The organism is Chryseobacterium luteum, assembly GCF_000737785.1.
In the GTDB taxonomy this organism is placed as follows: domain Bacteria; phylum Bacteroidota; class Bacteroidia; order Flavobacteriales; family Weeksellaceae; genus Chryseobacterium; species Chryseobacterium luteum.
In genome coordinates, this window is sequence record NZ_JPRO01000001.1 from 320,417 (window position 1) to 334,212 (window position 13,796).

Annotated in this window: 15 protein-coding genes; 8 read left to right on the forward strand and 7 right to left on the reverse strand. The window is 36.9% G+C overall.

Features of this window, described 5'->3' with window-relative positions; translation table 11 throughout:
- The first annotated feature begins 98 nt into the window (after positions 1 to 98).
- The 5 genes from IX38_RS01415 (at position 99) to IX38_RS01435 (ending at position 6,127) form a co-directional block, all read left to right on the forward strand.
- Positions 99 to 323 carry a hypothetical protein gene (locus IX38_RS01415; RefSeq protein WP_034701065.1) on the forward strand — a complete coding sequence of 75 codons (225 nt, stop codon included), beginning with the start codon at positions 99 to 101 and terminating at the stop codon, positions 321 to 323.
- Positions 324 to 467: 144 nt separating this feature from the next.
- Positions 468 to 1,700: a radical SAM protein gene (locus IX38_RS01420; protein WP_084680147.1), complete on the forward strand. Its 1,233-nt coding sequence runs from the start codon at positions 468 to 470 to the stop codon at positions 1,698 to 1,700.
- A complete protein-coding gene (locus IX38_RS01425) occupies positions 1,693 to 3,867 on the forward strand; it encodes a peptidase domain-containing ABC transporter (RefSeq protein ID WP_034701067.1) in 2,175 nt (724 codons plus the stop codon). Before IX38_RS01420 ends, IX38_RS01425 begins: the two co-directional genes overlap by 8 nt.
- A gap of 253 nt (positions 3,868 to 4,120) precedes the next feature.
- The gene (locus IX38_RS01430; protein WP_034701068.1) at positions 4,121 to 5,524 is read left to right on the forward strand and encodes a nucleoside recognition domain-containing protein; all 1,404 of its coding nucleotides are present in this window, start codon (positions 4,121 to 4,123) and stop codon (positions 5,522 to 5,524) included.
- A gap of 210 nt (positions 5,525 to 5,734) precedes the next feature.
- Positions 5,735 to 6,127 carry a hypothetical protein gene (locus tag IX38_RS01435; RefSeq protein WP_034701069.1) on the forward strand — a complete coding sequence of 131 codons (393 nt, stop codon included), beginning with the start codon at positions 5,735 to 5,737 and terminating at the stop codon, positions 6,125 to 6,127.
- Positions 6,128 to 6,141: 14 nt separating this feature from the next.
- On the opposite strand, the gene IX38_RS01440 is transcribed toward IX38_RS01435, so the two are convergent.
- From IX38_RS01440 to IX38_RS01455, 4 genes are all read right to left on the reverse strand, one after another.
- The gene (locus IX38_RS01440) at positions 6,142 to 7,026 is read right to left on the reverse strand and encodes a hypothetical protein (protein WP_034701070.1); all 885 of its coding nucleotides are present in this window, start codon (positions 7,024 to 7,026) and stop codon (positions 6,142 to 6,144) included.
- Between the two features lie 34 nt (positions 7,027 to 7,060).
- Complete coding sequence (locus tag IX38_RS01445) at positions 7,061 to 7,459, reverse strand: ExbD/TolR family protein (RefSeq protein WP_034701071.1); 399 nt, start codon at positions 7,457 to 7,459, stop codon at positions 7,061 to 7,063.
- Positions 7,460 to 7,468: 9 nt separating this feature from the next.
- A complete protein-coding gene (locus IX38_RS01450) occupies positions 7,469 to 8,173 on the reverse strand; it encodes a MotA/TolQ/ExbB proton channel family protein (RefSeq protein WP_034701072.1) in 705 nt (234 codons plus the stop codon).
- Positions 8,174 to 8,344: 171 nt separating this feature from the next.
- Positions 8,345 to 8,806 (reverse strand): hypothetical protein, encoded by a 462-nt coding sequence (locus IX38_RS01455; protein WP_034701073.1) that lies wholly within the window; start codon positions 8,804 to 8,806, stop codon positions 8,345 to 8,347.
- Positions 8,807 to 8,972: 166 nt separating this feature from the next.
- Here IX38_RS01455 and IX38_RS01460 point away from each other — a divergent pair, with 166 nt between their 5' ends.
- Together IX38_RS01460 and IX38_RS01465 are read left to right on the forward strand one after the other, a co-directional pair.
- On the forward strand, positions 8,973 to 10,769 hold the full coding sequence (locus tag IX38_RS01460; RefSeq protein WP_034701074.1) for a DUF885 domain-containing protein: 1,797 nt from the start codon (positions 8,973 to 8,975) through the stop codon (positions 10,767 to 10,769).
- A 103-nt stretch (positions 10,770 to 10,872) separates the two neighbouring features.
- A complete protein-coding gene (locus IX38_RS01465; protein ID WP_034701075.1) occupies positions 10,873 to 11,322 on the forward strand; it encodes a DinB family protein in 450 nt (149 codons plus the stop codon).
- An 87-nt stretch (positions 11,323 to 11,409) separates the two neighbouring features.
- Here the strand turns inward: IX38_RS01465 and IX38_RS01470 are convergent, their stop codons facing one another.
- On the reverse strand, positions 11,410 to 12,030 hold the full coding sequence (locus IX38_RS01470; RefSeq protein WP_034701076.1) for an endonuclease III domain-containing protein: 621 nt from the start codon (positions 12,028 to 12,030) through the stop codon (positions 11,410 to 11,412).
- A 33-nt stretch (positions 12,031 to 12,063) separates the two neighbouring features.
- On the opposite strand from IX38_RS01470, the gene bcp reads away from it, so the two are divergent.
- On the forward strand, positions 12,064 to 12,513 hold the full coding sequence (bcp, locus tag IX38_RS01475; RefSeq protein ID WP_034701077.1) for a thioredoxin-dependent thiol peroxidase: 450 nt from the start codon (positions 12,064 to 12,066) through the stop codon (positions 12,511 to 12,513).
- 87 nt (positions 12,514 to 12,600) lie between these two features.
- Here bcp and IX38_RS01480 read toward each other — a convergent pair whose 3' ends face one another.
- Both IX38_RS01480 and IX38_RS01485 read right to left on the reverse strand, forming a co-directional pair.
- Entirely contained in the window at positions 12,601 to 13,143 is a 543-nt protein-coding gene (locus IX38_RS01480; protein WP_051884385.1) for a GNAT family N-acetyltransferase, read from the reverse strand.
- Complete coding sequence (locus tag IX38_RS01485) at positions 13,103 to 13,771, reverse strand: hypothetical protein (RefSeq protein WP_034701078.1); 669 nt, start codon at positions 13,769 to 13,771, stop codon at positions 13,103 to 13,105. Before IX38_RS01485 ends, IX38_RS01480 begins: the two co-directional genes overlap by 41 nt.
- Positions 13,772 to 13,796: the final 25 nt, after the last annotated feature.

Genomic DNA, 13,796 nt, shown 5'->3' on the forward strand with positions numbered 1-13,796 from the left:
AAAAGTTTTTAGATAAACGCTTGCAAGCAAAGAGCAAATAAAAAATTAATCTCTCTAAACTATGATTTACTTGTTTAATATTTTAAAAACTAAAAACAATGGAAAAGTTTTTTCTAAAAAAAGACGAATTGCTAGACATCTGCAAATCATCTGAGAACGAAGAATTATCTTCAAAAGCAGTTTTATTAGAGAACATCTTAAACGAGGATGTTGTTGGTGGAACAGGTATAATAGGCTATGCTCAGTCTTATTCGCAATCCTATACCGAACACTACGGACAGTCATACTCCAGACAAATTGATGTTACCTTAACACAATTGTAAAATCTCATTAAGAGACTGTCTTTAAAAAGACAGTCTCTTATAAAATTATCATCAGACTTTTAAACAATCTTATATAGGCTTTTAACTGATGCTTAAAACAGTTCTGCTTCATTTGTAATAAATAACCATTAAAACCATTAAAGCATGAGAAATATCGATCAAATAGTATTAAAAATTTGCAGCAGATGTAATATCAACTGTACCTACTGTTACATGTATAACATGGGAGACAGTTCATATATTCATCAGCCCAAGTTTATAAGTATTGAAAATGTACAAATTCTGGCGGAGAGAATAAAAAAGCACTGTGTTCAGCATGATCTGAGAAAATTCAGTATTACTTTTCATGGAGGAGAACCTTTACTTTATGGGAAAACTAAAATGATCACGATCATAGAAATTCTAAAATCCATAGAGAATGACAACCTTAAGATCGTTTTAGGCCTGCAGACCAATGCCCTATTAATAGATGATGAATGGTGCGAGATTTTTAATAAATATAAAATGGGAATTGGAATAAGCCTTGATGGAGTAAAAGAAATCAATGACCAAAACAGAATAGATTTTAAAGGAAAAGGAACTTATGACAAAGTAATTCGTGGCGTTAATAAATGTCTCGAGCATTCTGTGGATTTTGGTATTCTTTCTGTTGTCAATTCAAAACTCAATCCAATAGATTCTTATAGACATTTCTGTAGTCTTGGTATCCTGGGATACGATTTATTGTTATTGGATAAAAACCATGATGCTCATGATTCCGCAGAATTCGAAACCGCCGACTGGCTGATCAAGATTTTTGACGAATGGTATCCCCATAAGGAGGGAATCGCAATCAATTACTTCGTAAATATGCTTAATGGGATTTATGGGTTAGATATAAAATCCGATGCTTATGGAAAAGGGTATAACAAGACTATTATTATTGAAACAAATGGAAGTATTGAAACACTGGATGTACTAAAAATCTGTGGAGAAAGCTTCACTAAAAACAACCTTAATATCATAGATAATGATCTTGATGATATTTTTGATTCAGAACTGATCAGGCTCTATTATCATTCTAATTTTTTCCTTCCCAAAAAATGTCTTGCATGTCCGGTTCAGGATATATGCGGAGGCGGATATATTCCTCACAGATATAGTGCAGAAAACGGATTTAATAATCCTACCATATATTGTAATGACATGCTAAAGCTCATTACACACCTTCAGAATAAAGTGGTTGATGCCATGATTCCGGAAATAAGGGAAAGATCTCAGGTTCAGAAACTCACTTATGAGCATGCCTTGGAAATCATCAATGAAACCCTGCCTACCATTCAGGAACCTGAATACACAGACTTTTTAGAAAGCTTCCGAAAAACTGAATATGCTTAAAAAAAACTTTCCATTTATCAAGCAATTAGACAGTCAGGATTGTGGTTTCGCTTGTTTGAGAATGATCGGCAAATATTACAATGACAATTTTCATATTGAAAATGAAATCATTACCGGCTCCAATATTTCAAGACAGGGCTTATCCATTTCTGACCTTAAAACCATCTCTAAGGAAGTGGGGTTCAACCCTATTCCCGTAAAATTGGATTTCCAAAAAATGGTGAAAAATGTTCAGCTGCCTTCTATTTTTTTTTGGAACCAGAATCATTATGTCGTTGTATACAAAATCACAAAATCCAAAATTTTTGTTGCAGATCCCGGATTCGGAAAAACGGTGTATAAAAAAGAAGAATTCATAAAAGGATGGACCCAAAATGGGGATGATGGAATTATACTTGTTTTGGAACCGACAGAATCATTAATGTCAGTTAAAAAAAATACCGTTAAGGCAAAAATGATTAACCTGAATTATGTTACCCAATACCTCAAAAAACATAAAATACAGTTTTTCCTTATTGCTTTAACCCTTTTATTATCATCCTTTATAGAGCTTATTTTTCCCTTTTTCACCCAAAAAGTGGTTGATAAAGGAATTATCCATAAAAATATTAATTTTATATACCTTGTACTGAGTGCACAGATCATTCTTTTCTTAAGCAAAATATCGCTGGAATATTACCGCTCCTGGTTGTTCATGCATATAAGCAGCCGGATCAGCTTTTCCATCATTTCTGATTTTCTGATAAAACTGACAAGGTTGCCTTTTCAGTATTTTAATTCCAAGAACATCGGAGACCTTACACAGCGGATTAACGATCATAAAAGAGTCGAGGGATTCCTCTCCCAGCAATTGATCCAAACTGTATTTGCCATTTTCAGTGTTGTTGTATACTCGGCAATACTGCTTTATTTCAGTCTTAATATTTTCTTAACTGTGCTGATATGTTCCATCGTTGAACTCCTCTGGATCTTTAGCTTTCTGGAAAAAATAAGAGTAAATGATCACAAGGATTTTTCCCTTCTTTCAAAGGATCAGAACAAAATGTACGAGATGATCAATTCCATTCAGGAAATAAAATTAAATAACCTTGAAGAATCAAAAACAAGACAATGGCAGTCTATCCAGAAAAACATATATTATAACAGGCTGGAAAAACTGAAAATAGATCAGAAATATCAGAGTTACCGTTTTGTAAGCTTCTTTCAGACAATATTAGTTATATTTTTTGCATCTATGGCGGTTATAGATGCTAAAATGACAATTGGGGGAATGTTATCCGTAATGTTCATTCTGGGCGGCATCAGTGCACCTATCAATCAACTGATCACTTTTGTAATGCAATACCAATTGGTTAAAATCAGTTTTGAAAGATTAAACGAAATTCATAATAAAAAAGACGAGGATAATATAAGCACCGTTAATAGCCTTCATGAAACGGAGAATATCAAATTCAGCAACGTAAGTTTTTCTTATGATCATAAAAATTTTGTTCTGAAAAATATTGATTTGCTTATCCCTAAAAATAAGACCACCGCAATTGTAGGAGTAAGCGGAAGCGGTAAAACATCTTTATTAAAATTGATTTTAAAATTTTACACTCCTCAAATGGGAACTATTGAGGTGGGGAATCATCAGATTGATACTATTAACAATCAGCTATGGAGAAATAAATGTGGCGTTATATTACAGGACAGTGTAATTTTTTCAGACACCATTAAATACAATGTGTCATTGGAGGATAACCCGGATATTGAAATGCTGGATAAAGCCTTAGAACTTGCCAATATAAAAACCTTTGTCAACTCTTTATTACTAAAAGAAAACACAATTATTGGAGCTGAAGGGATCGGCATCAGCCACGGACAACGCCAGCGCTTATTAATTGCAAGAACGATTTATAAAAATCCCGATTATATTTTTTTTGATGAAGCCACCAATTCCCTTGACTCGGAAAACGAAAGAATAATTGTAGATAATATAAACAGTTTCTTCAGGAACAGAACAATGATAGTCGTTGCCCACCGGTTGTCTACCGTTATAAATGCAGATCAAATAATAGTGCTGGATAATGGTACTATCATTGAAGCAGGTTCTCACGATGAATTAATCAATTTAAAAGGAAAATATTTTTCTTTAATCAAAAATCAGTTAGAACTAGGAGAATAAAATGGAAAAGCAAAAAAGTGAAACACTGGGTAATATTCCCAAAATCTTAACATACGTGGGGTTTATAATTTGCTTACTGGGCTTATTATCAATACTGTATTCCGTATATATATTATTCTTTTAAGGGAATTGCTTTCTGTAGTTTCACATATATCGTTACAGACCTTTATATCAGTGTGAACTCACCGCTTCACATTGGATTTATTCATTTTTTCTTAAATTTTCGCTACATTTAAGACCAAAATAAACTAAAATGGTCCTCAGCAGAATTTGGTCGGCTTTCATTATCATTGCCATTGCCATAGCCAGTATAAAATACGTTTCATCCGGCCACTACAAAACCATCTTCAATGATATGGTGGTAGGAAAAGGCGGTGACACAGTTCAGATCGCTTCACAGCCGATGAATACGCTTACACCCGTTGTCAGAGACAGTCTGATGAAAAAAAATGATTTTGCAGACAGCAGGATTCATTATAAAACAGATTCCTTAAAACAGAACGTAAACGTTTACAGAGTTCAGGAATCAGACGGGGTGATCGGAACTTCCGAAACTGCAGTAAAAATCTGTATCGGCCTGATTGGGATCATGACGCTGTTTATGGGATTCATGAGTATTGCGGAAAAAGCAGGCGGGATCAATCTTTTAAGCCGTTTTATACAACCATTTTTCTCAAAATTATTTCCTGACATTCCTAAAAACCATCCGGCTTTCGGACATATGCTGATGAATTTCAGCGCCAACCTCCTGGGACTGGACAATGCCGCTACCCCATTTGGTTTAAAAGCAATGGAAAGCCTTCAGACCTTAAATCCTAATAAAGATACCGCCAGCAATTCACAGATCATGTTTCTGTGTCTCCACGCAGGCGGAATGACACTTATACCGGTTTCTATCATTGCGATCAGGGCGTCAATGGGATCGAAAACCCCAACCGATATTTTCCTTCCCTGCATGATTGCCACTTTTGCAGCAACATTGGCAGCAATGATCATTGTATCTCTCTACCAGAAGATCAATCTGCTTCGTCCGGTAGTAATCGCTTATGTAGGGGGAATTTCAGCTCTTATTGCGCTTCTGGTTGTTTATTTGGTTCAATTAAGCAAAGACGAATTGGATACGTTCAGCAAAGTATTAAGTAACGGACTGATTCTCTTTATTTTCCTTGCAATTGTTCTTGGGGCTGTTTATAAAAAGATCAACGTTTTTGATGCATTTATTGATGGCGCGAAGGAAGGCTTCACGACCTGCGTCAAGATCATTCCTTATTTGGTGGGAATGCTAATCGCAATCTCTCTTTTAAGAACTTCAGGCGTTTTTGATGTCATAATAGACGGAATGAAATGGGTAGCCAACACCGCCGGATTTGATCCAAGATTTGTGGACGGACTTCCGACTGCACTGATCAAACCTCTTTCAGGTTCCGGAGCCAGAGGAATGATGGTCGATACCATGGCTACATTCGGGGCAGACAGCTTCCAGGGAAAACTGGCAGCGGTTCTTCAGGGAAGTTCAGATACCACGTTCTACGTCATTGCCGTTTACTTTGGAGCAGTAGCTGTAAAGAATACGAGATATACGGTAATTGCCATGCTCCTGGCAGATTTAGTCGGGGTTATCACTGCAATTGCACTGGCATATTTGTTTTTTGCATAATTTGGTGTCACTTGCTGGGTTTCTAGTTCCTACGTTTTTCAAAAATAGTAAGACTTTACCCTGATTAATATTCAGATTTAAATGAAAAACAGAACAATATCAACTCTTGGGAGAAAAAATAAATAGCTTTATAAAATACGTACAGTTAAGCTGGCGAACATAAAACAAATAGCTGGCAACTAAAAAACCAGCAACAAAATTAAAACTACTATGATTACAGATAAAGAATTCACATTAAGATTAATACGTCAGTTAACTCAAGCATTGGAAAAACTGATCTTAGACAAGCCTGAAGAAAGTTTAATGCAGAAAGAACTGGACTTTGATTCTTTAATGAAAGATATCTTCAAAATAGATTTCACAGAAATTTCTTCGAAAACAAAAGAAGAGATCATCGCAATGGTCAATGAAAGACAGGAGAGAGACCATAAAGATTATTATGAAATGCTGGGCAATCTTTTCTACTTCAAAGGTAAGCAAGGGGATAATAAAGACTTTTTAGACAAAGCAAAAACGTTTTATGAGCTTTATCTCCAGACCAGCGGAATTTTTGCGCTTCCTGTGATCAACAGAATCAATGAAATGAAAAAAGCACTTGAATAAAGTGCTTTTGTATTTTAGAATGTAATTTTATAAGTTCCGGTAGAGGATGTGCTTGCTTTCTCGGCTTTAACATACTTTTTCACCCAGGCTACCGAGGTGGAAGCTACACAGGGATCCGAAACGCCTCCTGCTCTTCTTGCAGAGACTACATTTCCTGCTTTATCTACTGTGTAAGCAATAGTAATAGATCCTCCTGCCGTACAGCTGTGAGATGGTTGTGAACCGCCTCTTCCCATTGTTCCGGGGATATATCCTACCAGTTTTCTGTCGATTCCTACTTTGCTGTCACCGTTTCCATCTCCACCCAGAGGATCTCCCGCATTACCTATTCCGGTACCCGTTCCCTGGCTTCCGGCTTTTGTTCCTCTTCCTCTGATCAGGTTTCCGATGGCTGCAGTTCCCTTTCCGTCACCGTTTCCGGTTTTAGAATTGGAGGTTGCTGCCCCGGATTTCTTTGTGTTTTTTGAAGCACTTGCACTGGTTGCTGCCTTCTTATCTTCTTTTTTGGATTCTTCTTTCTTAGGAACACTTACCTTCGGATTATTTCCTGTAATCACCCTTTCTTTTACCTCAGTTTTCTTCGGTTCGGTTGCCGGTTCAGGCTTTACCACTGTTTTCGTTTCCGGCACAGGTGTTTCAGCCGGTTCAGGAGTTACTTCTTCTGTAGCGGCAGCTAAACTTCCCGGCTGATCAGCAGGTTCTTCAATACCGTTTCCGTTTCTGTTGTCCCCGAAATTGACCAGCATTGTCGTCACCACTTCCGGTTCCTTATCCAGTTCAGGCTTTAGTTTATATAAAAAAACAAAAAGAAGGACCGCAGCCCAAATGAGAATAGAAAGCAATACACTCTTTATTCTATCGCGGGTTTCCTCATTTTTATTTATTAAATAGCTTCTCATTTTAAATGATTCTTTCCGGCTATTCCGGAAACGTTTATTTATCTTTAACTGTTGCAATAGCGAGATTAAATTTATTTTTTTCAGCGATTTCCATGACAAAAACAACATCTTTATGCATGGTATTTTCATCTGCACGAATAGTAAATGATTTATTCGCCTGACCTGTTAATTTACTGACAATGGTTGATTCCAATTGTTCTCTTGTAACGGGGGTATCATCAACAAAATAAGACCCGTCCGGCTTAATACTTACCGTTAAAGGATTCGGAATATTATCTTCTACGGCTCCCGCTTTCGGTAACTTTACATCAATAGCGCTCTGATTGGCTGCTGATGAAGTTATCATAAAGAATATCAGCATCAGCAAGATAACATCTGTCATCGCTGCTAAACTGAATTCCGGGTTGGCTTTATTTCTTCTCTGAATTTTCATAAGAAAGATTTATAAAGGTTTGTTGATAAGGTCCAAAAATTCTCCCGACATATTCTGCGTTTTCAATACAAACTTATCAATTCTGGTTAAAAGAATATTGTAGAAAAAGTTAGCAGGAATAGCTACAGCCAAACCTACCGCCGTTTGTCCCAATGCAGTATAAATACCTTCAGATAGTGTTTTCGGAGAGAAAGATCCTGTTGCATGGGAAAGGTTGAAGAAAGCGATAATCATCCCGATAACCGTTCCTAAAAGTCCCAGCATCGGCGCAATACTCGGCACCACTGCCAAAAGGTTAAGATTCTTCTCCATATTGGCTACTTCTACCTGAGCCTGTGATTCCATGGCACTTACAATGTCCGAAACAGGGCGTCCCAATCTGGAAATTCCTTTTTCCAGAATTCTTCCTTCCGGAGAATTTTGTCTTTTGCAGTAATCTGCCGCTGATTCTATCTTTCCTTCTTTGATAAAATCTTCAATATTGTCCATGAAATTGGCATCTGTTTTTGAAGTAAGCCTTTTAATAAAGAAAAAACGTTCAAAAAACAGGTACAGTGAAAATACACCCAAGGCCAAAACGATAAACATTACAATTTTAGCAAAAGCCCCTCCGTGGAACATGATCTTCCAAAATGAAAATTCTAAATCGTCTGTTGCAACTGCAGGAGCAGTGATCTGTGCAAATAAAATCTGAGTAAGTTCCGTTAACAGCATTAATGTGAATTTTTATAAAAATTTAACGACAAATGTAGTGGAATATTATGAATTGCTCTCTTAAAAATTGCTTAAAAACAACTTAAAATTTGTTATGATTGAGAGACAGCAAATTTCTTTCCAAAAAGAAATTTTGAAAAGAAATCTGATATAAAAATGACGGGGAAATGTTTATTCCTCGTCTATGTCAATAGTATCCTGCTTAAATTCGCATTTCAACCGGAATGGGATTGGCGTAGCGGATCCTGTATAGAAGTCGTCAATAGTCCCTTTCCAGATTACCTGAAGTTCTCCCTCTTCATTTTTCTCAAACTGGAGCTCATTATCATAGATAAAGGCATCTTCGTCGTCGAATAAATCCACTTCCGTGTAGGTTTCTTCATCAGAATCATTAATGGTGATTGTTTTCCCTTCAATCTCCTTTGATTCGATAGGAAAATCAAAAACTTCAAGTGAAAGCTGCGGAAAGTTGTACTGTAATGAATCATCATCTACATGATCCAAACTGTCATCCGTTATAATTTCAACCTCTAATAAATGCTGTTGGTTGCTGTAGACCGCTTTACAATAAGTGTTTCTAATATTGTATTTTAGGGTTTCCTCCGGATGGTAAATTTTTAAAATCCCTTTCATTATTTCTTAAAAAAGAGCTGTAATAATATGATTGTTAAATGCTTTAGACAAAGATAAAAAATTGATTCAAAGTTGAAAATATTTTGAAAATTATTTTTTTAAATCATTATGCCTGATTTTTCCGTACGTCAATAATACTTACTTTTGCTGCATAAAGATTCTGAAAATGAAAAACATTTTATCAAAAGGTATTTTAGGACTGGGACTGATAATCAGCCTTGCTTCCTGCAAAAAATCTGATTCTCCGCTTACGAAGGTAACTCCTACGAATATGGATTCTATTGCATCCAACTATTATGAGCAGTATCTTAAATTATATCCTTTAGAGGCTACTTCTCAGGGAGATACGAGGTATAATGACCAGCTTCCCATCAATATTGACAAAGATTTTATTTCCGGGGAGATCGCTTTTTACAATTCTGTACAGAAACAGCTGGAAAATGTTGATTATAAAGCTCTTTCAGATGACGAAAAGGTGGTGTATGATGTTCTGGACTATACTTTAAAGGATAAAATTGAAGGATATGCCTATCACCCTGAATATATTCCGTTTACCCAGTTTGGAGGCCTTCCGCTGAATTTCCCGCTGTATGGAAGCGGAGAGGGAAGCCAGCCTTTCAAAACCGAAAAGGACTACAGCGACTGGCTGAAAAGAATGGAAAAATTCCCGGACTGGATGAATGCGGCTACAGAAAACTTCCGTGAAGGCATTAATAATAAAGTGGTTCTTCCTAAAAAACTGGTTGTCAAAATGATCCCTCAAATGAAAGCTGAAGAGATCACGACAACTGATATGGAAAAAAATATTTTCTACGGACCTGTCAAAAATTTCCCGAAAGATTTTACCAAAGCCCAGAAAGACAAATATTCGGCTCTTTATGCGGATGCCATTGCCAAAAAGATCATTCCGGCATATACTAAAATGGGCGCATTCCTTGAGAAGGAATATCTTCCGAAAGCCAGGGATACAGATGGCTATAACAGCCTTCCGAACGGAAATGAAATTTACAGATATTACGTTAAAAGCTGGACAACAACAAGGAAAACCCCTGAAGAGATTAACAAAACAGGATTACAGCAGGTGGCCATGCTCCGTGCAGAAATGGAAAAAGTAAAGCAGCAGGTAGGCTTTTCAGGAACACTGGAAGAGTTTATCAACTTTGTGAAAACAGATCCTAAAGCGATGCCGTATAAAACATCTAAAGAGGTTCTGAATGGGTTCAACAATATTTTAGCGAAGATCACCCCAAAACTGAAAACAATGTTCAGTGTAACCCCTAAAACGAAGTTTGAGATCAGACAGACGGAAAAGTTCAGGGAAGCAAGTGCCAGTGCAGAATATATCCAGGGAACTCCGGATGGAAAAAGACCGGGAATATTTTATATGCCTCTTCCTGATCCTGCAAAATTCAATATAACTTCAGGGATGGAGTCTCTTTTCCTGCACGAAGCTATTCCGGGGCATCATTATCAGGTCTCTCTGCAGCAGGAGAATACAAAGTTGCCTAAGTTTATGAGATTCGGATGGTTTGGTGCGTATGGTGAAGGATGGGCACATTATTGCGAAACACTAGGTCCTGAATTCGGGCTGTACACGGATCCTTACCAGAAAATGGGCTACCTGAGCGATCAGATGCTGAGAGCCGTAAGACTGGTCGTTGATACAGGAATTCATACCGGAACGATGAGCAGAGAAGAAGCCATTAAATATTTCCTGAGCAATATTTCCTATGATGAAGCCAGCGCAACTGCAGAAGTGGAAAGATATATGGCAATGCCGGGACAGGCACTGGGGTATAAAATTGGATCTTTAAGAATCCGTGAGCTGAGAGATCTGTATCAGAAAGAGCTTGGAAAGAAGTTTAATCTGGCGAGCTTCCATGATGAGATTTTAAGCCAGGGATGCCTGCCTCTTGATGTTATGAACAGGAAGATGGAACTTTGGGCCAAGAAGCAGAAGTAATTTAATGGAAGAGATTCTTTATAAAATATGTAAGCCACAAATTAATTTTGTGGCTTTTTTGTTTTAGATATTCTTAAATTTAGATCAAATTAATTTTCAAAGGATGATCACAGAAAACCTGAGATCTCTCTACAACAGAGATTTAAATAAGTTAAAAACAGAAATTGAGGCTTACCAAAATGAAGAAGCCATGTGGAAAATTGATAAGAATATTTCAAATTCTGCCGGAAACCTTTGTCTTCATTTGGTAGGAAATCTTAATACTTACATCGGCGCACAGCTTGGAAACACCGGATATGTCAGACAGCGTGATCTGGAATTTTCACTAAAGGATATTTCTAAAATAGAGCTTATTGACAAGGTTAAATCAGTCATTGAAATCGTTGATTCAACGCTTGACAGACTGTCTGAGGCAGAATTAGAAAAAGATTATCCTACCGAAGCCTTAGGCTATAAAATGACAACCGGATATTTCCTGATACATCTGCTTTCTCATCTGAACTATCATCTGGGACAGATTAATTATCATAGAAGATTGCTGGATGTAAAGTGATTTTTTTAATTATTATTTGTTTAACCACCCCGTCAAAAATTCTCTGAATTTTCGCTATCCCTCCACGGGAGGGGAATTTTGCGACTCTTATTTTTCAAACAGCATTTTCGTAATGAAATCCTTCTCCCCTTTCCCTCTTGCGGGAGAATATTCTCTTCCGTAGAAAATAATCTGCAGATGCAGTTTATTCCATACATCTTCCTTCCAGAGATTTTTTGCATCTCTTTCGGTTTCTACTACATTTTTTCCGGAAGTAAGCTTCCATTGCGTCATTAATCTGTGAATGTGTGTATCGACGGGAAAAGCAGGAAATCCAAAGCCCTGACTCATTACCACAGAAGCGGTTTTGTGACCTACGCCAGGAAGCGCTTCCAGTTCTTCATAGGTTTGAGGCACTACTCCATTATGTTTTTCCAAAAGAAGCTCTGCCATTCTTTTCAGGTTTTTGGCTTTTGTATTGGAGAGTCCGATTTCTTTGATCAGTTCTTTGATCTCTGCGACTTCAAGTTTTGCCATTTTTTCAGGCGTTCCTGCAACTTTAAAAAGATTTGGTGTAACCTGATTCACTTTTTTATCGGTGGTCTGTGCAGAAAGCGCCACAGCAACCATTAAAGTATAGGCATCTGTGTGCTCCAAAGGAATGGGAACTTCGGGATAAAGTTTCTCTAATTCGAGCTGAACGAGAGCTGCTCTTTGTTTTTTTGTCATTTAACCATTAAATTTGAGCAAAAATAAATTATTATGCTTAAAGTTGGAGATAAATTACCGGAATTTGAAGGAACCAATCAGGACGGGGAAACGGTAACCTCATCAAAATTGACTGGGAAAAAATTAGTGATTTTCTTTTATCCTCAAGCCAACACTCCCACATGTACTGTTGAAGCGTGTAATTTGAGTGATAATTATTCCAAACTGGAAAAAGCAGGATTCCAATTGCTGGGAATAAGTGGAGATTCTATTAAAAAACAGAAAAATTTCCACAGCAAATTTGCTTTTCCTTATGATCTGATTGCCGATGAGAATCATGACATCATTGAGAAATTCGGAGTCTGGCAGGAGAAAAAAACTTTCGGAAAAACATATATGGGAATTGTAAGAACCACTTTTATTTTCGACGAAAGCAGAATCTGTACAAGAGTCATTGAGAAAGTAACTTCAAAAACTGCTGCTGAACAGATTCTGGAAGGATAATCTAAACAAAAACAGCATGAATATTTTCACAAATTTCACAGTATTAATTATTGTGCTGTTTGTGAAAATATCTTTTCAAAAAAGGATTTATTCTGATTCGTAATACATCAATTCTTCCGTATCACCGGGAATTGTTACGATTCTTTGGAATTTTAACCCTAATTTTTCAATTAATTTTTGGGATGAGAAATTATCTTTTGTGGTAATTGCGGAAATCTTTTTTAAGCCGAAATCATCCATTCCGATAGATTTTATTTTGAAAGCAGCTTCGTATGCGTACCCTTTTCCTTCAAATTCATCCAATAAGGAAAAACCTATATCCACAACATCAAGACCTTCTCTTTCGAAGATTCCCACCGCACCGATTTTTTGATTTCCTTCTTTTGTGACCATCAGATAATTTCCAAAACCAAGCTTTTCCATTTGAGGAAAAAAACGGTTTTTAATATAGTTTTCTGCATCAGCACCCGTTTTCAGGTTACGGTCTCCAATAAACTGAATAAATTTTGGTCTGTTGTAAAGGTCAAGTATAAATGCTCCATCGTCCAAAGATACCGGACGAAGGATCAATCGTTCCGTTTCGTAGAAACTATTTTCTTTTTGTAGGTTTTGTTGATTTTTTAGGCTCATCTTTAGGTTCTTCTTTTTTCTCGATTTTTAAAAGCCTCGGGTTATTGGCACATTTCTTATTGTAAAGTTCAATGTAAGTTCCATTATCCTTGACGTTAGAAACCGTTCCTGTACCCTTGCTTACCGTCAGGGTGTAGTGGGTTTTCTGGTAAGGACATGCTTTTGAGGTAAGTTTGCCTATATCCAGGTAATAATTGCGCGAATCTTCATAGTAATTGCCCGCAACATCTTTAAACTCCTCATCTACCATATATCCGTCAGCCGTCAGGGAAATAGCCGCTTCTTCCGCATTGTCAATTTTACCAACGAACTTTTTCAGGCCTTCAAGATCTGTAATATAATTTATTTTCCCGCCTGCTGCATAAGCGATATAGTAAAAGCTGTCTTCTTCAGGAAAGAGATTAAATCCGGAAAACTGTGGTGTATAGTCTGTTTTTCCAGATGTTTTGATCTCCTGGTTTTTTCCGTAGCTGTTATAAACCAGCACCCAGGAATCTATCCTGTCATTCGGAATAATCTGCTGCAAAATATTCGGGATATTGGAAAAGTTTTTCTTATTCTGAGAATATCCTAAAAATCCCAAAAAAAGAAATATAAGAGCTGTTGATCGTATTGCAGTTTTTATCATAATTCAAAAATCAGCAGAAAGATAC

What these genes read in the sequence shown, in the direction of transcription:
- IX38_RS01460 (WP_034701074.1), top strand. Translation starts at nt 8,973, where the DNA reads ATGAAAAACATTTTATCAAAAGGTATTTTAGGACTGGGACTGATAATC.
- IX38_RS01440 (WP_034701070.1), bottom strand. Translation starts at nt 7,026, where the DNA reads ATGAGAAGCTATTTAATAAATAAAAATGAGGAAACCCGCGATAGAATA.
- IX38_RS01435 (WP_034701069.1), top strand. Translation starts at nt 5,735, where the DNA reads ATGATTACAGATAAAGAATTCACATTAAGATTAATACGTCAGTTAACT.
- IX38_RS01450 (WP_034701072.1), bottom strand. Translation starts at nt 8,173, where the DNA reads ATGCTGTTAACGGAACTTACTCAGATTTTATTTGCACAGATCACTGCT.
- bcp (WP_034701077.1), top strand. Translation starts at nt 12,064, where the DNA reads ATGCTTAAAGTTGGAGATAAATTACCGGAATTTGAAGGAACCAATCAG.
- IX38_RS01485 (WP_034701078.1), bottom strand. Translation starts at nt 13,771, where the DNA reads ATGATAAAAACTGCAATACGATCAACAGCTCTTATATTTCTTTTTTTG.
- IX38_RS01415 (WP_034701065.1), top strand. Translation starts at nt 99, where the DNA reads ATGGAAAAGTTTTTTCTAAAAAAAGACGAATTGCTAGACATCTGCAAA.
- IX38_RS01470 (WP_034701076.1), bottom strand. Translation starts at nt 12,030, where the DNA reads ATGACAAAAAAACAAAGAGCAGCTCTCGTTCAGCTCGAATTAGAGAAA.
- IX38_RS01455 (WP_034701073.1), bottom strand. Translation starts at nt 8,806, where the DNA reads ATGAAAGGGATTTTAAAAATTTACCATCCGGAGGAAACCCTAAAATAC.
- IX38_RS01420 (WP_084680147.1), top strand. Translation starts at nt 468, where the DNA reads ATGAGAAATATCGATCAAATAGTATTAAAAATTTGCAGCAGATGTAAT.
- IX38_RS01465 (WP_034701075.1), top strand. Translation starts at nt 10,873, where the DNA reads ATGATCACAGAAAACCTGAGATCTCTCTACAACAGAGATTTAAATAAG.
- IX38_RS01430 (WP_034701068.1), top strand. Translation starts at nt 4,121, where the DNA reads ATGGTCCTCAGCAGAATTTGGTCGGCTTTCATTATCATTGCCATTGCC.
- IX38_RS01425 (WP_034701067.1), top strand. Translation starts at nt 1,693, where the DNA reads ATGCTTAAAAAAAACTTTCCATTTATCAAGCAATTAGACAGTCAGGAT.
- IX38_RS01480 (WP_051884385.1), bottom strand. Translation starts at nt 13,143, where the DNA reads ATGAGCCTAAAAAATCAACAAAACCTACAAAAAGAAAATAGTTTCTAC.
- IX38_RS01445 (WP_034701071.1), bottom strand. Translation starts at nt 7,459, where the DNA reads ATGAAAATTCAGAGAAGAAATAAAGCCAACCCGGAATTCAGTTTAGCA.